Origin of the sequence: Thioclava sp. UBA3469 (assembly GCF_002378135.1) — a bacterium.
In the GTDB taxonomy this organism is placed as follows: Bacteria; Pseudomonadota; Alphaproteobacteria; order Rhodobacterales; family Rhodobacteraceae; genus Thioclava; species Thioclava sediminum.
Map to the genome: position 1 here is coordinate 1 of NZ_DFRG01000091.1, position 19,749 is coordinate 19,749.

The window sequence follows — 19,749 nt, forward strand, 5'->3', positions numbered from 1 at the left end:
GCTTCATCGCCTCGATGGCGGCGGGTCATCTGAACGGGCGCACGGATCACGACGATCTGCTGGCGGGCAACCTGTGCCGCTGCACCGGCTACGCGCCGATCATCCGCGCCGCCGAGGCGGCGCAGGACGAAGCCGTGCCCGCATGGATGCACGACACGTTGCCCGATCTCGCGGAGATCGCGCCAAAGGCCGATCACGTCTTCCTGCCGAACAGCGCGGATGCGCTGGCAGACTGGTATCTCGCCCATCCGGACGCCACGCTGATCGCAGGCGCGACCGATGTGGGGCTCTGGGTCACGAAGCAGCTGCGCGAGTTGAAAGAGGTCGCCTTCCTCAACAACTGCAAAGATCTGCAGGCGATCAAAGAGACCGACGACCGCTACATCGTCGGCGCGGGCGTCACCCTGGCCGCGTTGCGCGCGGCGATCCGCGACACGCTCCCGAGCTTTGCCGAATTGCTCCGCCGCTTCGCCTCCGAACAGGTGAGACAGGCGGCGACCATCGGCGGCAATATCGCGAACGGCTCGCCCATCGGCGACAGCCCGCCCGTCCTGATCGCGATGGGCGCGGAGCTGACGCTGCGCAAGGGAGAGGCGCGCCGCACCATCCCGCTGGAGAGCTTCTTCCTCGATTACGGCAAACAGGACCGCGCGCCCGGCGAATTCGTCGAAAGCGTCAGCTTCCCGAAATCCGCGCCCGATCTGGCCTGCTACAAACTGTCGAAACGCTTCGATCAGGATATCTCCGCCGTCTGTGGCGCCCTGAATATCCCGCGCGACGGCGACAAGATCGGCGCTCCGCGCATCGCCTTTGGTGGCATGGCGGGTATCCCGAAACGCGCCGCAGCATTGGAGGCCGCGCTGGAAGGTCAGCCCTTCACCGAAGAGGCGATCACGGCCGCCCTGCCCGCGCTGGAGCAGGACTTCACGCCGCTCACCGACATGCGCGCTTCGGATGCCTACCGGATGGGGACCGCCAAGGCGATGCTCATCCGCTACGTCCGCAACGCCCAAGGCGCCCTCTCCATTCTGGAGGTGCAACCATGAGCGTCGGCACGAAGAAACCCCACGATTCCGCGCAGTTGCATGTCACCGGCGCGGCGCGCTACGTCGATGACATCCCCTGCCCCGGCAACACGCTCCATCTGGCTTTCGGCCTCTCGACCGAAGCCCATGCCGAGATCAAAGCGCTCGATCTGAGCGCGGTGCGAAGCGCCCCGGGGGTGGTCTCCGTTCTGACCGCCGAGGACATGCCGTTTGCCAACAATGCCTCGCCCGCGCCCGAACCCGAACCGGTTCTGGCCGAAGGTCTCGTGCATTTCGTCGGCCAGCCGATCTTCGTGGTCGCGGCGACCAGCCATCATGCCGCGCGCAAGGCCGCAAGGCTGGCGGAGGTGGACTACACGCCCCGTCCGGCGATCCTGACGGTCGATGAGGCGCTCAACGCGAACAGCCATTTTGAAGGCGGCCCGGTCACATGGGCGCGCGGCGATACCGGCAAAGGCTTCGCGCAGGCCGAGCATATCGTCGAAGGCAGTTTCGACATGGGCGGGCAGGAGCATTTCTACCTCGAAGGTCAGGCCGCCCTCGCGCTGCCCGACGATCAGGGGATGGTGATCCGATGCTCCTCGCAGCACCCGTCCGAGGTCCAGCACAAGGTGGCCGACGCGCTTGGCTGCGCGATGCATGACGTCCGGGTGGAGATGCGCCGGATGGGCGGCGGTTTCGGCGGCAAAGAGAGCCAAGGCAACGCGCTCGCCATCGCCTGCGCCGTCGTTGCGCGTGCCACCGGGCGGCCCTGCAAGATGCGCTACGACCGCGACGACGACATGGTCATCACCGGCAAGCGCCATGATTTCCGGATCAATTATCGGCTCGGCGCAGATGCCGAGGGCAAGATCGTCGCGGCCGAGTTCACCCATCTCGCCCGCTGCGGCTGGTCGCCCGACCTGAGCCTGCCGGTCTGCGACCGCGCGATGCTGCATAGCGACAGCTCTTATTACCTGCCGAATGTGAAGATCGAGAGCCACCGGCTGCGCACCAACACCCAAAGCGCCACGGCCTTCCGGGGCTTCGGCGGCCCGCAGGGCATGATCGGCACGGAAGCCGCGCTCGATCACCTCGCCCATGTGATGGGGATCGACCCGCTCGATCTGCGCAAGCGAAACTACTACGACCCCGAGGGCGGGCAGAGCACGCATTACGGCCAGCCGGTCGAGGATTTCATCCTGCCCGAGATCACCGAGCGGTTGGAGCAATCCGCCGAGTTCGCGACCCGCAAGGCCCGCGTGGTCGAGTGGAACGCCGCCAACACGACCCTGAAGCGCGGCATCTCGCTGACGCCGGTGAAGTTCGGCATCTCCTTCACGCTGACCCAGCTCAACCAGGCGGGCGCGCTGGTGCATGTCTATGCCGACGGCTCGATCCAGCTGAACCACGGCGGGACCGAGATGGGTCAGGGCCTGCATCGCAAGGTCTGTCAGGTCGCGGCATCGGTCTTCGGCGTCACGGACGAGGATGTCCGCATCACCGCGACGGCCACCGACAAGGTGCCCAACACCTCAGCGACGGCGGCCTCCTCCGGGGCCGATCTGAACGGCATGGCGGTGAAGGCCGCCTGCGAGACGATCAAGGCGCGGCTAGCCGGTTTCATGGCCGAGAGCGCGGGCGCCGCGGTGGAAGACGTGACGTTTGCCGATGGCGAGGTGCGCGCAGGCGATCACGCCCTGCCCTTCGCGAAACTGGTGAAGCTGGCCTACGAGGCGCGGGTGTCGCTGTCGTCCACCGGCTTCTACGCCACGCCGAAGATCAGCTGGGACCGGATCAAGGGTCAGGGCCGCCCGTTCTTCTACTTCGCCTATGGCGCGGCGGTGACCGAGGTGGTGATCGACACGCTGACCGGCGAAAACCGCATCCTGCGCACCGATATCCTGCATGATGCGGGCGCCTCGCTGAACCCGGCGATCGACATCGGACAGATCGAAGGCGGCTACGTGCAGGGCGCGGGCTGGCTGACGACCGAGGAACTGGTCTGGGACGACAAGGGGCGTCTGCGCACCCACGCGCCCTCGACCTACAAGATCCCCGCCTGCTCGGACCGCCCGCGCGTCTTCAACGTGGCGCTTTGGGACGAGCCGAACCGCGAGGACACGATCTATCGCTCCAAGGCGGTGGGCGAGCCGCCTTTCATGCTGGCGATCTCGGCTTTCCTCGCGCTGCAGGGCGCCTGCAAATCCTGCGGCCCGAACTGGCCCGATCTGCAAGCGCCCGCCACGCCCGAGGCGGTTCTGGCTGCCGTGCACCGGGCAAGGGGGGACGCATGAGCCTCGATCCCGCAGCCCTCGCCCGCGCGGCAGACCGCGGCCCCTTCACCCGCGTCGTGGTCGCGCGCGCCCAAGGCTCCACCCCGCGCGAAGACGGGGCGGAGATGCTGGTCTGGGCGGATCATGTCGAGGGCACGATCGGCGGTGGCGCGCTGGAATTCTCTGCCATTACGAAGGCGCGGGGCGGGCTGACGGGGATCGAGAAAATCCCGCTCGGCCCGGCGATGAACCAATGCTGCGGCGGGGCCGTGGTGCTGGGGTATGAGCGGATGGACCGGACCACCGTCGCGCAGATCACCGGCGATTGGCACGCCCGCCCACTGGTGCCGGGCGCGCCCGAGCCGCTCGCCGTCACCCGTGCGCTGGCCCGCGCCCGCGATCGCGGCGAGACACCGCCGCTGCTGATGGAAAACTGGCTGATCGAGCGGGTCGCGCCGCCCGCCACCCCCGTCTGGGTCTGGGGCGCAGGCCATGTCGGCCGCGCGCTGATCGGGGCTCTGTCCCCCCTGCCCGGCATTGCCCTATGCTGGGCCGATAGCGGGGCGGAGCGCTTTCCCGACATGATACCCGGGGGCGTCACGCCACTGATCGCCGAGAACCCGGCCGATCTGGTCACCCTCGCGCCCGCTGAGGCCCGCCACTTCGTGCTGACCTATTCACATTCTCTCGATCTGGAGCTTTGCCACCGGCTGCTCGCCCATGGCTTCGGCGGGCTCGGCTTGATCGGGTCGGACAGCAAATGGGTCCGCTTCCGTAAGCGCCTCGCCGCGCTCGGACATTCGGATGCACAAATTTCGCGCATTGCCTGCCCGATAGGCGATCCGACCTTGGGGAAGCATCCTCAAGCCATTGCCCTTGGGGTAGCGACCGGGCTAGTGAAAGAGCTGAACGCCGCGCAAGCGGCGACGGGGAAAGGGAAACGCGCCGGGTGACGGAGCTGCTCAAGATCGACGGGCTGACGAAAGCCTATCCTGGTGTCGTGGCCAATGACGGCGTCGGCTTCTCGGTGCGTCCGGGCGAGGTCCACGCCCTGCTGGGCGAAAACGGCGCCGGCAAATCGACGCTGGTGAAGATGATCTACGGGCTGGTGAAGCCTGATTCCGGCACGATGCACTTCGCGGGCCAGTCCTTCGCGCCCGCCGATCCGCGCGCCGCGCGCGCCGCTGGCGTCGCGATGGTGTTCCAGCATTTCTCGCTTTTCGAGGCGCTGAACGTTGCCGAGAACGTGGCGCTTGGCATGGAAAACCCGCCGCCGATGCGCCAGCTTGCCAAGCGTATCCGCGAGATTTCCACTGCCTACGGCCTACCGCTGGACCCCGCGCGACTGGTGGGCGACCTCTCCGCGGGCGAGCGTCAGCGCGTCGAGATCGTGCGCTGCCTGCTGCAGGACCCGAAGCTTCTGATCATGGACGAGCCGACCTCGGTGCTGACGCCGCAGGAGGTGGAGATTCTGTTCCACACCCTGCGCAAGCTCTCCGCCGAGGGCACTGCGATCCTCTATATCAGCCACAAGCTCGAAGAGATCCGCACGCTTTGCGAAGGCGCGACGATCCTGCGCGCGGGCAAGGTGGTGGCAAGCTGCAATCCGCGCGAGAAGACCGCGCGAGAGCTGGCCGAGCTGATGGTCGGCGCGGAACTGAAGGTGACCGACCGGGCCGAGCGCAAGCTGGGCGATGTCGTTCTGAAAGTCTCGGGCCTGTCGCTCGCGCCGCTGTCGCAGTTCGGCCCCTCGCTGAAGGATCTGAGCCTGGAGCTGCGCGCGGGCGAGGTGCTGGGCATCGGCGGCGTCGCGGGCAACGGGCAGGAAGAACTGCTGGCGACCCTTTCGGGCGAACGCCCCTCCGCCCCCGGCACGGTCAGCCTGATGGGCGAGGACATCTCCGGGCTCGGGCCCAATCCACGCCGCGCGAAGGGCTTGCTGGCCGCGCCCGAGGAACGGCTCGGCCATGCCGCCGTCCCCGCGATGAGCCTGACCGAGAACGCGATCCTCACCGGGACGATGCGCAAACCGCTGACCCGCAACGGCTTCGTCAATCAGGGCGCGGCGAAGACCTTCGCCGACGAGATCATTCAGGCCTTCGACGTGCGCACGCCGGGTTCGCATGTCGCGGCCCGCGCGCTTTCGGGCGGCAATCTGCAGAAATACGTGATCGGCCGCGAGGTGCTGCAAAACCCCGCCGTGCTGGTGGTGAATCAGCCGACATGGGGCGTGGATGCCGCCGCTGCCGCGTCGATCCGGCAGGCGCTGCTGGACCTCGCCGCGAAAGGCGCTGCGGTGATCGCGATCAGTCAAGACCTCGATGAGCTAATGGAAATCTCCGACCGCTTCTCAGCGCTGAACGAAGGCCGTCTGAGCGCCTCGCGCCCGACCCAAGGGCTGACGATCGAAGAGATCGGCATGATGCTCGGCGGTGCGCACGGGATGCAGGAGGCCGCGGTATGATCACCCTCGTCCGGCGCCCCACCCCGTCGCAATTCTGGTCCTACGCGACCCCGCTCCTCGCCGTGATCGCCACGATGATCGCGGGCGGCATCCTGTTCGCGATACTGGGCAAGCACCCGGTCGAGGCGATCCGCGTGATCTTCTGGGACCCGCTCTTCGGCGGCAATGCCAGCTATTTCCGCGGCCAGCTTCTGGTCAAGGCCGGGCCGTTGATCCTAATCGCCTGCGGGCTCGCCGTGGGCTTTCGCGCGGGCATCTGGAATATTGGCGCCGAAGGCCAATACATCATGGGCGCGCTGTTCTCGGCATGGCTCGCGCTGAAGATGTACCCGGCGGAAAGCCACTGGCTGTTCCCGGCGATGATCGTGCTGGGCGCGCTTGGCGGCTTCCTCTGGGCGATGATCCCGGCGGTACTGAAGGTGCTGTTCGGCACCTCGGAAATTCTCGTCTCGCTGATGCTGGTCTACGTGGCCGAGAACCTGCTGGCCTATATGGCCTTCGGCCCGCTCAAGAACCCTGAAGGTTTCGGCTTTCCCGGCTCGCGCAACCTGCAAGACTACCCCTCGGCCTTCAATCACGAGCTGATCGAGGGCACGGGGATGCATTGGGGCGTCGTCGCTGCACTGATCGCGGTGATCTTCACCTATGGCCTGATGCACCGCCATATCACCGGTTTCCGCATCCGCGTCGCGGGCGAGGCGCCGCGGGCTGCGCGCTTCGCAGGCGTGATCCCAGCACGGCTGGTGATGCTCGGGCTTGGCATGGGCGGCGCCTTCGCGGGGCTTGCGGGCATGTTCGAGGTCTCCGGCCCCTCGGGTCAGATCACCGACAGTTTCAACGTGGGCTACGGCTTCACCGCGATCATCGTGGCCTTCCTTGGCCGCCTGCATCCGATCGGCATCCTACTGGCGGGGCTCCTGATGGCGCTCACCTATATCGGCGGCGACATGGCGCAGCTGATGCTGGGCCTGCCCTCGGCGGCGATTCAGGTCTTCCAGGGTATGCTCCTGTTCTTCCTGCTGGCCTTCGACGTGCTGACCAATTTCCGCATCCGCTTCGGGAGGGTCGCGGCATGACGCAAAAACTCCCCTCGCTGCGCCTGATGATCATCTTCCTTGGCGGCACCGTCATGGGACTTGGCCTGTACTACCTGCTCGCGGTGGCGCAGGCGTTCTGGGCCTTCGTCGTGATCGGCGTGGTGATGATGGTGGTGTTCGAGCTGGCGCTGGGAGCCTCACGGGCGGTGATCTACCGCATCGGCGCGCGCCCCGACAGCGAAGAGCCCCGCCGCCCCACCCTGCATGGACGCGAGCGTTACGCCTCTGTGGCCGGGCTCATCGTCGGCCTCGTCGGCGGCTATCTGGCTTGGGGGCCGGTTCTGTTCTGGGGACATGGAGGCGCACTATGATCGTAGGCGGCATCGATATCATCACCCTGACGGCGACGCTGATGGGCGCATCGACCCCGGTTCTGCTGGCCGCGACCGGCGAACTGGTCGCCGAGAAATCGGGCGTGCTCAACCTCGGCGTCGAGGGGATGATGATCATGGGCGCGGTCGCAGGCTTCGCCGCCGCCGTCGCGACCGGCAGCCCGGTTCTGGGCTTCCTGATGGGCGCGATCGCCGGTGCCTTGCTGGCGACGCTTTTTGCCTTCCTGACGCAGAAGCTTCTGTCGAACCAAGTCGCGACGGGCCTTGCGCTGACGCTGTTCGGGCTGGGCCTGAGCGCGCTGATCGGCAAGGGCTACGAGGGTGTGCGCCCGCCGCCGACGGCCAAGATCGACTTCGGGCCGCTCTCGGATATTCCGGTGCTGGGCCGCATCCTGTTCTCGCATGACTGGATCGTCTATCTCTCGCTGATCCTCGTCGCGGTGGTCTGGTACGTGCTGCGCTCCACCCGCGCCGGGCTGATCCTGCGCGCGGTGGGCGAGAGCCATGACGCAGCCCACGCGCTGGGATACCGCGTCGTCGCCGTGCGCTTTGCCGCGCTCGCCTTCGGCGGGGCGCTGGCCGGTCTGGGCGGCGCCTATCTCAGCCTCGTGCGCGTGCCGCAATGGACCGAAGGCATGACCGCAGGCGCAGGCTGGATCGCACTCGCCATCGTCGTCTTCGCAAGCTGGCGCCCGTGGCGCGTGCTGCTGGGGGCCTATCTCTTCGGCGGCATCACCGCGCTGCAGCTGCAATTGCAGGCCGCAGGCTACGCGATCCCGGTGCATATCCTCTCGATGGCCCCTTATGTCATCACCATCGTGGTGCTGGTCATCCTATCCGCCATTCACCGCCACGGCGTGCAGGCCGCGCCTGCCAGCCTCGGCAAATCTTTCCACGCCTCGAGCTGAGGCATCTCTCGAAGGGCCCCATCAAGAGGCCCGCCACCCAACTTGGAGTAACGCGATGAACCGCAGATCCTTTTTGAAAACCACCGCCGCCACGGCCGTCGTCGCGGGCGCCGGCGTCCCGGCTTTCGCCGCTGACGAGCCTCTGAAAATCGGCTTCATCTATGTCGGCCCCGTTGGCGACATGGGCTGGTCCTACCAGCACGACCAAGGTCGTCAGGCGATCGAAGAGAAATACGGCGACAAGGTGAAGACCTCGTTCATCGAGAACGTGCCGGAAGGCCCCGATGCAGAGCGCGCGCTGACCCAGCTGGCGCTGGACGGCAACAAGCTGATCTTCGCGACCTCCTTCGGCTACATGGACGCGGTGATGAACGTCGCCAAAAAATTCCCCGACGTGAAATTCGAGCACGCCACCGGCTACAAGCTCGCGGACAACGTCGCCACCTACGACGCCAAGTTCTATCAGGGTCGCGCCATTCAGGGCACGATCGGCGGTCGCATGACCAAGACCAACAAGATCGGCTATATCGGTTCCTTCCCGATCCCCGAGGTCTATCAGGGCATCAACGCCGCCTATCTGGCCGCGAAGAAGGTGAACCCGGATATCGAGATGAAAGTGGTCTGGGCTTACACCTGGTTCGATCCGGCGAAAGAGGCCGACGCGGCCGCAGCCCTGATCGCCGATGGTGTGGACGTGCTGCTGCAGCACACCGACTCGACCGCGCCCCAGGCGAAAGCTCAGGAAGCCGGCAACGTCATCACCTTCGGTCAGGCCTCGGATATGTCGAGCTTCGCGCCGATGCCGCGCGTCGCGTCGACCATCGACAACTGGGCGCCCTATTACATCGAGCGCGTCGGTGCGGTCATGGACGGCGCCTGGAAGTCGGAAGCCACCTGGGGCGGCATCGACAGCGGCATGGTGGAGATCGGCGAGATCTCCTCCGCCGTGCCGGACGACGTCAAGAAAGAGGCGCTGCAACTCAAGGACGATATCGGCTCGGGCAAGGCTCATCCCTTCACCGGCCCGCTGAACAAGCAGGACGGTACGGCCTTCCTCGCCGATGGCGAAATGGCGACCGACGATCAGCTTCACTCGATGACCTTCTACGTCGAGGGGATCACGGCAGAACCGCCGAAGTAAGTCAGTCCTACTGATGCGAATGGGAAAGGGTCGGCCGCGCGCCGGCCCTTTTTCGTTGTTTCGCAAGTGTCTTTTCACTTCACGTTAGCGTCAGACTTGTTCCACAGGCTGATTCGTCGCAGGATTTGAAAGGCGGGTCTTCTTGACACATTCAAACAATTGCATCTATCGAGTTAGACGTGACAAGTTGATGACCGGGTAACGGGAGGGAACAAAATGGCACATATCGTGGTGCTGGGCGCAGGTCTTGGCGGCGCCATCATGGCTTATGAATTGCGTGACCAAGTCCGCAAGGAAGACGAAATCACCGTCATTACCAAGGACCCGAAGTACCACTTCGTGCCCTCCAACCCTTGGGTCGCCGTCGGCTGGCGCGACCGCAAGGACATCACCGTCGATCTCGAACCGACGATGAAGAAGAAGAACATCAAGTTCATTCCGGTCGCGGCGAAGCGCCTGCACCCCGATGACAACAAGGTCGAGCTGGAGGATGGCCGCGAGGTTTCCTACGATTACATCGTGCTCGCTACCGGCCCTGAACTCGCCTTCGACGAGATCGAGGGGCTCGGACCCGACGGCTTCACCCACTCGGTCTGCCATGTCGATCACGCTGAGGATGCCGGCACCGCCTTCAAGCGCTTCTGCGAAGACCCCGGCCCGATCATCGTGGGCGCGGTGCAGGGTGCATCCTGCTTCGGCCCAGCCTATGAATTCGCCTTCATCCTCGACACCGCGCTGCGCCGGGCGAAGATCCGCGATCAAGTGCCGATGACCTTCGTCACCTCCGAACCCTATGTCGGCCATCTCGGCCTCGATGGCGTCGGCGACACCAAGGGTCTTCTCGAAGGCGCGATGCGCGACAAGCACATGAAGTGGATGACCTCGTCGCGCGTGAAGAAAGTCGAAGACGGCGTGATGCATGTCGAAGAGATCGCCGATGACGGCTCCGTCAAGGCGACCCACGAGATGCCGTTCAAATACTCGATGATGCTGCCGCCTTTCCGTGGCATCCCGGCGGTGATGGGGCTCGAAGGTCTCGTGAACCCGCGCGGTTTCGTCATCGTCGACAAGCACCAGCGCAACCCGAAATACCCGAATGTCTTCGGCATCGGCGTCGGGATCGCGATCCCGCCGATGGGCCCGACCCCGGTGCCCTGCGGCGTGCCGAAGACCGGCTTCATGATCGAGTCGATGGTCACCGCCACCGCGCATAACCTCGGCAATATCGTGCGCGGTCAGGAGCCCGACGAGACCGGCACCTGGAACGCGATCTGTCTGGCAGATTTCGGCGACAGCGGCATCGCCTTCGTGGCCCAGCCGCAGCTTCCGCCGCGCAACGTCAACTGGTCGAGCCAGGGCAAATGGGTCCACCTCGCCAAGATCGGTTTCGAGAAGTATTTCATGCGCAAACTGCGCAAGGGCACCTCGGAACCGTTCTACGAGAAGACCGCGATGAAGATGCTCGGGATCGACAAGCTGAAAGCGGTCAAGAAGACCCACTAAGCCGAACCGGCATAGATTTTTCTTCCCAAATCACGGGGCGGGCCTGCGGGTCCGCCCCGTGCTGATTCCTGCCGACGATCAACAGAGCGCCGGAACACACAGGTCTGTGAAACGTTTGGCCCCCCGATACGCGGCCAGATGCCGCATGAAAGGGAGACGACATGAAGACGTTGAAGACGACCACTGCGCTCGTTGCCGGCCTTGCCGCGCTGAGCCCGGCGATCCTGCCGTTCAGTGCGCTTGCCCAGGATAGCAATACCGCCGCCGCTGAATGCATCGCGAAGGCGCTCGCCGATGGCACCCCGATGAAGAAGGCGAAAGCCGATTGCGAGGCCGATGCGGCAAATGCCGATGGCTCCGCCGAGGCTGCGGCAGGCACCGATCCGGCGAATGCCGACGCGCCGATGAGCGACAGCGAAGCCGATCAGGCCGCAAAAGCCGCGATCGAAGGCGCAGCCCCGCCCGCCGACCAGGACCCGGCTGCGAGCGGTGACACCCCCGACGCCAGCGCGAAAGCCGCAGTCGAAGGCGGCGCGGATGTGACCACTCAATCCGAGACCACGAACACCGATACCAACGCCGACGCGGCCGCCGCTGCGACGACGGATGCCAATACCGATGCGAATGCCGATGCCTCTGCCGAGACCGACGCAGCCGCTGCGACCGACGCACAGCCCGATGCTGCGGCACCGGCAGAGACCGACGGTTCGGCCACCGCAAACACCGATGGCTCGACCTCGGCGGATACGACCGCAGAGACCACCGCTGAGACCGACAACTCCGCTACGGCTGAAACCGATGGCTCGACCACCGCAACGGCTGATGGCTCGACCGATGCCACCACCGCGACCGACGGCCAGACGGACGCCGAGGCGACGAACACGCTCAGCCCCGACACCACCTCGCAGGACGCCCCTGCCCCGGTGACCGACACCACCGAAAACGCGATGCAGAACTCGGAGGCCCAGGCGGACAGCACCGCGACGGCAGAGCCCGAGGCGAAACCTGCAGGCGAGGCTTCGACGGACACCACCTCCGACACGCAGGTCGTGCAGGAAGGCAACGGCGGGTCCGGCTCCGAAGTCGAACCGAAGGTGATCCAGCCGGAAGAGGCTGCCAATGCCGACGCGACGGCAGACGGCTCGGCCAGCGCGGACACGACCGCAAATGCCGAAACCGATCAGCAGGCAAGCCAAGACACGGCGGCCACCAAGGCGACGAAGCTGCTGGAGAACGCGCTGACCGATACGAAAGCCGCGATCGAAGGCGAAGCCGTGCAGAACGAGGCGCTCAACGCGCCGACCGACAGCACCGACACCGCCAATGCCACCGAAGAGACGGTGACCGAAGAGACCGCGCGCAGCGCATCCGAAGACTTCTCGACCTCGGTCGACGCCAAGCCCGACGCTCAGGCGCAGGCAACCGCGCAGACCGACTCGTCGAAGAAGAAAAAGAAAGACCGTCTGAGCACGCTGGAAACCGCAGCCCTCTCGGGTCTCGGTGCGCTCGCCGTGGGGGCAATCCTGAACAACGGCTCGAAAGTGGCCGTGAATTCGGGCGACCGCGTCGTGGTGCAACAGCCCGACGGCTCCTACCAGCTGGTGAAGGACGACAACGCGCTGCTGCGTCAGCCCGGCTCGAAAATCCGCACGCAGGACTACGCGGACGGCTCGTCGCGCACGATCGTGACCAAGCCCGATGGTAGCCAGATCGTCACCGTCTATGACGCCCAGCGCCAGATCCTGAAGCGCACGCTGGTCCAGCCCGACGGTACGCAGTACCTGCTGGTCGACGACGCGCGCGGCGCCGATCCGGTCGACGTCTCGGCGCTTCCCAAGCCCAAGCCCGTTGCGACGGTTTCGTCCAGCAACGAGCAAGCGCTCCGTGATGCGCTGACCCGTCAGAGTGGCATCGACCGTACCTTCACGCTCTCGCAGGTGCGCAACATCACCCCGGTTCGCGATCTCGCTCCGGCGATCTCGGTCGAGAATATCAACTTCGAGACCGGTTCCTCCGCGATCCAGCCCAATCAGGCGCAGGCCCTTTCGGCTCTGGGTCAGGCGATCCAGCAGCGCATCGACGAGAACCCGCGCGAGCTGTTCCTCGTGGAAGGCCATACCGACGCCGTCGGCAGCGCCGCCTACAACCTCGCGCTCTCGGACCGTCGCGCGGAATCGGTTGCGCTGGCTCTGAGCGAGTATTTCGACGTCCCCGCCGAGAACCTTGTGGTGCAGGGCTATGGCGAGCAGGACCTGAAGGTGCAGACCGAAGGTGCCTCGGAAGCCAACCGCCGCGCCGTCGTGCGCCGGATCACCGATCTTCTGCGTACCGCCTCGAACTGAGGTTGAGCCAGAGACAAAAGCAAAGGGCGCCCTGCGGGGCGCCCTTTTCGCATCTCTCCCGAAAGAGGGGGAGGAGTGGTGGCGAGGGGGGGACTTGAACCCCCGACCCCACGATTATGAGTCGTGTGCTCTAACCAGCTGAGCTACCTAGCCACTGGGGGGCTAACTAGGCAAAGCGGATCGTCCAGTCAAGGACGTTTTGCGGGAAAATTGCCCCCATTTCGCTGCGGCATATTGGGAATTGGCGAAGCCGCGCGCAAAGGCTAGGCATGAGGGGAAAAGGAGAGACCATGCACGCCGCCCCTGCCCTGCCCCTGACACGCGATATCGTTCTGATCGGGGGCGGTCATACCCATGCGCTGGTGCTGCGGATGTGGGGGATGAACCCGTTGCCGGGTGTGCGGCTGACCGTGATCAATCCAACGCCCTCCGCTGCCTATTCGGGAATGCTACCGGGTCATGTGGCGGGGCATTATACCCGTGACGAGCTGCAGCTCGATCTGGTGAAGCTTGCGCGGCATGCGGGCGCGCGGCTGGTTCTGGGGCGCGCCACGGGGATCGACCGGGCGCGGCGGCTGATCGAGGTGCCGGGGCGTGCACCGATCGCCTATGACGTGGCCTCGATCGATATCGGGATCACGGCCGAGATGCCGCAACTTCCGGGCTTTCTCGACCACGTCGTGCCTGCGAAACCGCTCGACGCTTTCGCCGATGCCTGGGACGCTTTCGCCGCTAATCCGCCCGAGTCGCCGAAGGTCGCCGTGGTCGGCGGCGGCGTGGCGGGGGTGGAGCTCGCGATGGCCTGCGCGCACCGTCTGCCGCAGGCGCAGGTCACGGTCTATGAGGCAGCCCCCGAGGCGCTGCGCGCGCTTGGCACCGGCGCTCGGAACGCGATGCTGGCGCACTGCGCGCGGCTTGGCGTGACCATCGAGACCGACGCGGCGCTGATCGGCGCGGAAAAAGGGCGGCTCCTTCTGCAAGGGGATCGCGCGGCGGAGGCCGATTTCATCATCGGCACGGGGGCTACGAAACCCGCCGACTGGCTGCCCGAGACCGGACTCGATCTGACCGACGGCTTCGTCACGGTCGGCCCGACGCTGCAAAGCTCCGATCCCGCGATCTTTGCCGCAGGCGACATCGCCCATCTCAGCCACGCGCCGCGCCCCAAGGCGGGCGTCTATGCGGTGCGCGAAGCGAAGCCGCTCTTCGCCAATCTGCGTGCGGCGGCGTCAGGCGGGGTGATGAAGACCTATCAGCCGCAGCGCGATTATCTGAAGCTGATCTCCACGGGCGGCAAGCAGGCGGTGGCCGACAAATGGGGCCTGCCGTTGAACGGTGCATGGCTGTGGCGCTGGAAGGACCATATCGACCGCAAGTTCATGGCGAAGGTCCACGACCTGCCCGCGATGCTGCCGCCGCCGCTACCGCGTGAGCACGCGCAGGGGATCGAAGACGTTCTGGGCAGCAAACCGATGTGCGGCGGCTGCGGCGCGAAGCTCGGCGGTCAGGCGCTGCGCGAGGCGCTGTCCGATCTGCCCGCGCCCGCGCGCGGCGATGTGCTGAGCGGTCCGGGCGACGATGCCGCCGTGCTGTCTTGTGGCACGCAAACGCAGGTCTTCACCACCGATCACGTCCGCGCCTTCACCGAGGACCCGTGGCTGTTGGGCCGGATCGTGGCGCTGCATGCGATGAGCGACGCCTGGGCGATGGGCGCAGCCCCGCAGGCGGCCTTGGCGCAGGTCACCCTGCCCCGCCAATCAGAGGAACTCGGCGCGCGGGCCCTGCGCGAGATGCTTAGCGCGGCGTCCGAGGCTTTCCGCGACGCGGGCTGCGATCTCGTCGGCGGCCATACCTCGATGGGCGCGGAGCTGACACTGGGCTTCACCGTGACCGGGCTGGCCGAGCGGCCTTTGGGTCAAGACGGCGCGACGCCCGGCGAGGTGCTGATCCTGACGAAGCCGCTTGGAACGGGCGTGATCCTCGCCGCCGAGATGGCGAAACACGCGCCGGGCGAGGTGGTCGCAGGCGCGCTGGAGAGCATGGGTCGCAGCTCTGCCGAGGCCTCCGTGATCCTCGCGCCGGTGGCCTCCGCGATGACGGATGTGACGGGCTTTGGTCTCGCGGGGCATCTGCTGGGTCTGTGCGAGGCGTCGGGCGTCTCGGCAGAGCTGAACCTCGCCGCGATCCCGCTGCTCGATGGGGCCGAGGCTTTGGCCGAGGCAGGCGAGCACTCGACGCTTCTGCCGCAAAACATCGCCAATTGCGCGGGCCGGATGACCGCGCCGCCGTGCCCGCGAACGGAGCTGCTGCACGATCCGCAGACCTCGGGCGGGTTGCTGGCGAGCGTGCCCGCGGCGCAGGCTGCGGAGGTTCTGGCAAAGCTGGAAGCGGCAGGCTACCGCGCCGCGCAGATCGGGTTGATTGCGGAGGGTCCGGCGTTCCTGCGGGTGCGGTGAGAGACGGGACGCGCTCGACCCTTGGGTGGGCGCATTGGCGATGGCGTCGCGGGCCTAGCGGTCTTTCGGGCTTGCTAAATAAATCACCCAGCCACGCATCGAGTGAAGCACCCACCCGAGGCTCGGGCGCGTCCCTCAGCGCTCCGCCATCTCCTGCGCCTCTTTCACCACCTGCGCTGCCAGGCCTTCGATCGCCTCCGGCGCGAGGCTTTGCGCCTCGATCACCCGCTCCCGCTCCACATGGCGCGCGCGGTGCTTCTCGTAGCGCGGATCGTAATGGTCGCGCATCAGCTCTCCCGCCAGCGCCGCATATTCCCCCGCCGTGGCCTGTGCCTGCCACGCTGCGATCCGCTCGGCGGGCTGGAAGGGCCGCAACTGATCGAGCACCGCCAGCAGCCGATCGGCATCCGCCGTGATATCCGCATAGGCCCGCGCGAGATACTGCGCCCGCTCCGACAGCGGCGCACGCACTCGCAGGCGCGGCGCGTCCTTGATCGCGGCCCAGATCCCGGCGGGCAGTTGCAGATCGCCGATCTTCGAGCTTTCCGCCTCCAGCAGCACTGGGCGCGCCGGATCAAGCGCCGCGATCTCCATGATCAGCCGCGACTCGAAATCCTTCTGGCTCGACTGGCCACCCTCCATCGCCCCGAAGAGCGAGCCGCGATGATTGGCGAGCCCCTCCAGATCGATGACCTGCGCACCCTGCGCCCGCGCGGCTTTCAGGATGTCGGTCTTCGCGGTGCCGGTATTGCCGTCGAGAACGACAACGGGACAGGGCATCGCGGCAAGCCCGGCCTCCACCACCAGCGACCGGAAAGCCTTGTAGCCGCCCTCGACAAGCTCCACGCGCCAGCCGACTTGCTTGAGGATCGTCGCGAACGACCCCGACCGCTGCCCGCCGCGCCAGCAATAGACCAGCGGCCGCCAGCCGCCTTCCTTGTCGGCCAGTGGCCCTTGCAAGTGTTTCGCAGCATTCTGCGCCACCAGCGCCGCGCCGATCTTGCGGGCATCGAACGGCGCGACCTGCTTGTAGATCGTGCCGACGCGGGCGCGCTCCTCATCGTCGAGCACGGGCAGATTGATGGCGCCGGGGATATGATCCTCGGCGAATTCCGAAGGTGAGCGCACGTCGATGATCGTGTCGAAATCGAGCGCGGCGACCTCGGCAATCGAGGTAAGTTTCATCAGTAGACAGTAACCTGCGTGCCGACGGGAACGCTGTTGAACAGATCGATGACGTGATCGTTCACCATCCGGATGCAGCCGTTGGAGACCGCATGCCCGATCGAGCCCGGCTCGGTCGTGCCGTGGATGCGGATCGCCGTGTCACGCCCGTTCTGGTAGAGATACATCGCCCGCGCGCCGAGCGGGTTCTGCGGCCCGCCCTTCATCCCGTCCTCGTATTTCTTGTAGGCCGGGTTGCGTTCGATCATCTCGCGGGTGGGCGTCCAGCTCGGCCATTTGACTTTGCGCGCCACCGTCGCGGTGCCGCGGAACTTCAGCTCATCCTTGCCCACGGCCACGCCGTAGCGCATCGCCACGCCCGGCGCGACGATGTGATAGAGGAAGAACTTATCTGAAACGATGATGATCGAGCCCACCGGCAGATCCGGTTTCACCGCCACTTTCGTCGGATAATATTGCGACCCGATCGGCCAGCGCTTGGCCGGCCCGGTCTCGACGCTTTGCGCAGGTTCGGTTGCGGCAAAGGCGGGCAGGCTTGCGAAGGGCAAGGCGGCCAGCGAGAGAAGAAAAGCGCGGCGATCCATTATCAAACTCCTGCAAAATCCTGCGGCGTCTCCCGGCAAAGCGTTCGACAAACCAAGGGTGAGGCTAGCAAAGCCGCCCCACCCTCTCAAGAATTTGGTCTCGGGTCAGAAAAAGGCCAGCGCCAATCGTTGCCGCTTTGTCGATTACTTACCGAAAGCGCAGCCCGATTTGATGCCGAACTTGCCGAAGATCATCGCAGCCGGGCAGAAGCCGGTGAACGCCGATTGCAGCAGGTTCGCGCCGATGAAGGCGGTGAACCACAGCCAATACATCGAGACATAGACGGCCAGCAGCAGCGAGATCAGGATCATCACGCCAGCAAAGGCAAAAATCGCACGGTCGAGGTTCATTCGAGGGCACTCCACGAAAAAGGTTACGTTGTCAGAAGATATAACAGTTCCTCACGACAAATTCAATTGCTTGCATATGTCGCGCGACGCTTGACCGCAGCCCCGTGCAGGATCAGATAACGCCCTATGAGCGAAGCCACTTTTATCATCGACGCCATGCATTGCGGGGCCTGCACCGGTCGGGTCGAACGCGCACTCATGGCACAACCCGGCGTGCAAAACGCCTCGGCCAACCTGATGGCGCGCAGTGCCCATGTCGAATTCGACGGGCCTGCCGATCTCGAGAGCCTCAAAACGGCGCTCGACCAAGCGGGCTATCCGGGGCGCCTGAAAGAGGAGCTGGCCAGCGGTCCCAGCGCCGCCGAGCGCCAGATGCAGGAGGCGCGCCAGCTCAAGCGCCAGTTCCTGACCGCGCTCGCGCTGACCGCCCCGGTCTTCGTACTCGCAATGGGAGCGCATATGATCCCCGGCATGCATCGCCTGATCGCCAATACGATCGGGATCGAAGCAAGTTGGTGGGTGCAGATGATCCTCACCGCGCTGGTGCTGGCCTTCCCCGGCCGCGTCTTTCTGCGCATCGGGGTGCCTGCCCTGCTGCGCGGCTCGCCCGAGATGAATTCGCTCGTCGCGATGGGCTCGCTCGCCGCGTTCGTCTATTCCGCCCTCGTCACGCTTGCGCCCGGGCTTCTGCCCGAGAGCGCGCGCGGCGTCTATTTCGAGGCGGCGGCGACCATCGTCACGCTGATCCTGCTGGGCCGCTGGCTGGAGGCGCGCGCCAAGGGCCGCGCAGGCGAGGCGATCTCGCGGCTGATCGGGTTGCAGCCCAAGACCGCGCGCGTGCAGACCGAAAACGGCGTCGAGGAACGTCCGATCGAGGAACTCGTGCCCGGCGACATCCTTCTGCTCGCCCCCGGCGAACGCGTAGCCCTCGATGGGGTGATCGCCGAAGGTGCCGGCCATATCGACGAGAGCATGCTGACCGGCGAGCCGGTCCCCGTCGCAAAAACCGAAGGCGATCCGATCACCGGCGGCACCGTGAATGGCGAATCCGCACTCAGCTACCGCGTCACCGCGACCGGCGGCGACACCGTCCTGTCGCGGATCATCGCGATGGTCGAAGCCGCGCAGGGCGCAAAACTGCCGGTGCAGGCGCTGGTCGACAAGGTCACCCGCGTCTTCGTGCCCGTAGTCATGGCGCTGTCGCTCCTGACCTTCGCGATCTGGATGATCGCGGGCATGGGCTTTTCGCATGCCTTCGTCGCGGCGATCTCGGTGATGATCATCGCCTGCCCCTGCGCGATGGGTCTGGCGACGCCCGTCTCGATCCTCGTGGGCACCGGGCGCGGCGCCGAACTGGGCCTGCTGTTCCGCCGTGGCGACGCGCTGCAACGGCTCTCGGAAGTCGCAGTCGTGGGCTTCGACAAGACCGGCACGCTGACCGAAGGCCACCCGGCCCTGACCGATCTCGAACCGCTCGCCGATCTTCCCGAGACGGAAATCCTCGCGCTGGCCGCAGGCGCCGAGGCGCGCTCGGAACACCCGCTGGCCCGTGCGATACTCGCCGAGGCCGAGACGCGCGGCATCGCCCATGCGCCGGTCAAGCGCGTCAAGGCGTTGTCCGGCAAGGGGCTGCGCGCGCAAGCCGAAGGCGCCAAGCTCTGGATCGGCAATGCCGGTGCGATGGAAGAGGCAGGCGCCGATATCGCGCCCTATGCCGAACGTGCGAAGGCGCTGGCCGCGAAAGGCCGAACCCCGGTCTGGATGTCGCTCGACGACCGGCCCGTCGCCCTTATGGCGCTGTCGGACCCGATCAAACCCGAGGCGCGCGAAGCGGTCGACGCCCTGCACAAGGCGGGCAAGCAGGTGGCGATGGTCACCGGCGACACCCGCGCCACTGCAGAAGCGGTCGGCCACGATCTCGGCATCGACCGGATCGAGGCCGAAGTATTGCCCGACGGCAAGCGCGACGCGGTCGAAGGCCTGCGCCATATCGGTCCGGTCGCCTTCGTGGGTGATGGCATCAACGATGCCCCGGCGTTGGCGGCGGCAGACCTTGGCGTCGCCATCGGCACCGGCACCCAGATC

At 66.1% G+C, this 19,749-nt stretch carries 15 protein-coding genes and 1 tRNA gene; 12 read left to right on the forward strand and 4 right to left on the reverse strand.

The window, feature by feature from the left end; genetic code table 11:
• The 10 genes from B3D39_RS07550 to B3D39_RS07595 all read left to right on the forward strand — a co-directional run.
• Positions 1-1,046 (forward strand): xanthine dehydrogenase small subunit (locus B3D39_RS07550; RefSeq protein WP_286789572.1); only part of this gene is annotated, 1,046 nt, incomplete at its 5' end.
• The gene (gene xdhB / locus B3D39_RS07555) at positions 1,043-3,322 is read left to right on the forward strand and encodes a xanthine dehydrogenase molybdopterin binding subunit (RefSeq protein WP_274963114.1); all 2,280 of its coding nucleotides are present in this window, start codon (positions 1,043-1,045) and stop codon (positions 3,320-3,322) included. The genes B3D39_RS07550 and xdhB, both read left to right, overlap by 4 nt.
• Positions 3,319-4,254: a xanthine dehydrogenase accessory protein XdhC gene (gene xdhC / locus B3D39_RS07560; protein ID WP_274963115.1), complete on the forward strand. Its 936-nt coding sequence runs from the start codon at positions 3,319-3,321 to the stop codon at positions 4,252-4,254. Before xdhB ends, xdhC begins: the two co-directional genes overlap by 4 nt.
• Positions 4,251-5,765 carry an ABC transporter ATP-binding protein gene (locus B3D39_RS07565; RefSeq protein ID WP_274963116.1) on the forward strand — a complete coding sequence of 505 codons (1,515 nt, stop codon included), beginning with the start codon at positions 4,251-4,253 and terminating at the stop codon, positions 5,763-5,765. The genes xdhC and B3D39_RS07565 overlap by 4 nt, the downstream gene beginning before the upstream one ends.
• Positions 5,762-6,841 (forward strand): ABC transporter permease, encoded by a 1,080-nt coding sequence (locus B3D39_RS07570; RefSeq protein ID WP_078520376.1) that lies wholly within the window; start codon positions 5,762-5,764, stop codon positions 6,839-6,841. The genes B3D39_RS07565 and B3D39_RS07570 overlap by 4 nt, the downstream gene beginning before the upstream one ends.
• Positions 6,838-7,173 carry a hypothetical protein gene (locus tag B3D39_RS07575; RefSeq protein WP_078520377.1) on the forward strand — a complete coding sequence of 112 codons (336 nt, stop codon included), beginning with the start codon at positions 6,838-6,840 and terminating at the stop codon, positions 7,171-7,173. Before B3D39_RS07570 ends, B3D39_RS07575 begins: the two co-directional genes overlap by 4 nt.
• Entirely contained in the window at positions 7,170-8,102 is a 933-nt protein-coding gene (locus B3D39_RS07580; protein ID WP_078520378.1) for an ABC transporter permease, read from the forward strand. The genes B3D39_RS07575 and B3D39_RS07580 overlap by 4 nt, the downstream gene beginning before the upstream one ends.
• Before the next feature lie 55 nt (positions 8,103-8,157).
• A complete protein-coding gene (locus B3D39_RS07585) occupies positions 8,158-9,243 on the forward strand; it encodes a BMP family ABC transporter substrate-binding protein (RefSeq protein ID WP_274963117.1) in 1,086 nt (361 codons plus the stop codon).
• A 216-nt stretch (positions 9,244-9,459) separates the two neighbouring features.
• Positions 9,460-10,746 (forward strand): NAD(P)/FAD-dependent oxidoreductase, encoded by a 1,287-nt coding sequence (locus tag B3D39_RS07590; protein ID WP_078548235.1) that lies wholly within the window; start codon positions 9,460-9,462, stop codon positions 10,744-10,746.
• Positions 10,747-10,907: 161 nt separating this feature from the next.
• On the forward strand, positions 10,908-13,088 hold the full coding sequence (locus B3D39_RS07595; protein ID WP_274963118.1) for an OmpA family protein: 2,181 nt from the start codon (positions 10,908-10,910) through the stop codon (positions 13,086-13,088).
• A 76-nt stretch (positions 13,089-13,164) separates the two neighbouring features.
• Here B3D39_RS07595 and B3D39_RS07600 read toward each other — a convergent pair.
• A tRNA-Met gene (locus B3D39_RS07600) sits at positions 13,165-13,241 on the reverse strand.
• A gap of 137 nt (positions 13,242-13,378) precedes the next feature.
• On the opposite strand from B3D39_RS07600, the gene selD reads away from it, so the two are divergent.
• Positions 13,379-15,544, forward strand: a complete 2,166-nt coding sequence (gene selD, locus B3D39_RS07605; RefSeq protein WP_274963119.1) for a selenide, water dikinase SelD — start codon at positions 13,379-13,381, stop codon at positions 15,542-15,544.
• 135 nt (positions 15,545-15,679) lie between these two features.
• Here the strand turns inward: selD and mnmH are convergent, their stop codons facing one another.
• The 3 genes from mnmH to B3D39_RS07620 form a co-directional block, all read right to left on the reverse strand.
• Positions 15,680-16,729: a tRNA 2-selenouridine(34) synthase MnmH gene (gene mnmH / locus B3D39_RS07610; protein ID WP_274963120.1), complete on the reverse strand. Its 1,050-nt coding sequence runs from the start codon at positions 16,727-16,729 to the stop codon at positions 15,680-15,682.
• Positions 16,729-17,313 (reverse strand): L,D-transpeptidase, encoded by a 585-nt coding sequence (locus tag B3D39_RS07615; protein WP_083076048.1) that lies wholly within the window; start codon positions 17,311-17,313, stop codon positions 16,729-16,731. Before B3D39_RS07615 ends, mnmH begins: the two co-directional genes overlap by 1 nt.
• Before the next feature lie 144 nt (positions 17,314-17,457).
• A complete protein-coding gene (locus B3D39_RS07620) occupies positions 17,458-17,664 on the reverse strand; it encodes a YgaP family membrane protein (RefSeq protein ID WP_078520385.1) in 207 nt (68 codons plus the stop codon).
• 126 nt (positions 17,665-17,790) lie between these two features.
• Between B3D39_RS07620 and B3D39_RS07625 the strand changes: the two genes are divergently transcribed.
• On the forward strand, positions 17,791-19,749 hold a 1,959-nt coding region (locus tag B3D39_RS07625; protein ID WP_286789573.1), incomplete at its 3' end, for a heavy metal translocating P-type ATPase.

What these genes read in the sequence shown, in the direction of transcription:
- xdhB (WP_274963114.1), top strand. Translation starts at nt 1,043, where the DNA reads ATGAGCGTCGGCACGAAGAAACCCCACGATTCCGCGCAGTTGCATGTC.
- xdhC (WP_274963115.1), top strand. Translation starts at nt 3,319, where the DNA reads ATGAGCCTCGATCCCGCAGCCCTCGCCCGCGCGGCAGACCGCGGCCCC.
- B3D39_RS07570 (WP_078520376.1), top strand. Translation starts at nt 5,762, where the DNA reads ATGATCACCCTCGTCCGGCGCCCCACCCCGTCGCAATTCTGGTCCTAC.
- B3D39_RS07575 (WP_078520377.1), top strand. Translation starts at nt 6,838, where the DNA reads ATGACGCAAAAACTCCCCTCGCTGCGCCTGATGATCATCTTCCTTGGC.
- B3D39_RS07580 (WP_078520378.1), top strand. Translation starts at nt 7,170, where the DNA reads ATGATCGTAGGCGGCATCGATATCATCACCCTGACGGCGACGCTGATG.
- B3D39_RS07585 (WP_274963117.1), top strand. Translation starts at nt 8,158, where the DNA reads ATGAACCGCAGATCCTTTTTGAAAACCACCGCCGCCACGGCCGTCGTC.
- B3D39_RS07590 (WP_078548235.1), top strand. Translation starts at nt 9,460, where the DNA reads ATGGCACATATCGTGGTGCTGGGCGCAGGTCTTGGCGGCGCCATCATG.
- B3D39_RS07595 (WP_274963118.1), top strand. Translation starts at nt 10,908, where the DNA reads ATGAAGACGTTGAAGACGACCACTGCGCTCGTTGCCGGCCTTGCCGCG.
- selD (WP_274963119.1), top strand. Translation starts at nt 13,379, where the DNA reads ATGCACGCCGCCCCTGCCCTGCCCCTGACACGCGATATCGTTCTGATC.
- mnmH (WP_274963120.1), bottom strand. Translation starts at nt 16,729, where the DNA reads ATGAAACTTACCTCGATTGCCGAGGTCGCCGCGCTCGATTTCGACACG.
- B3D39_RS07615 (WP_083076048.1), bottom strand. Translation starts at nt 17,313, where the DNA reads ATGGATCGCCGCGCTTTTCTTCTCTCGCTGGCCGCCTTGCCCTTCGCA.
- B3D39_RS07620 (WP_078520385.1), bottom strand. Translation starts at nt 17,664, where the DNA reads ATGAACCTCGACCGTGCGATTTTTGCCTTTGCTGGCGTGATGATCCTG.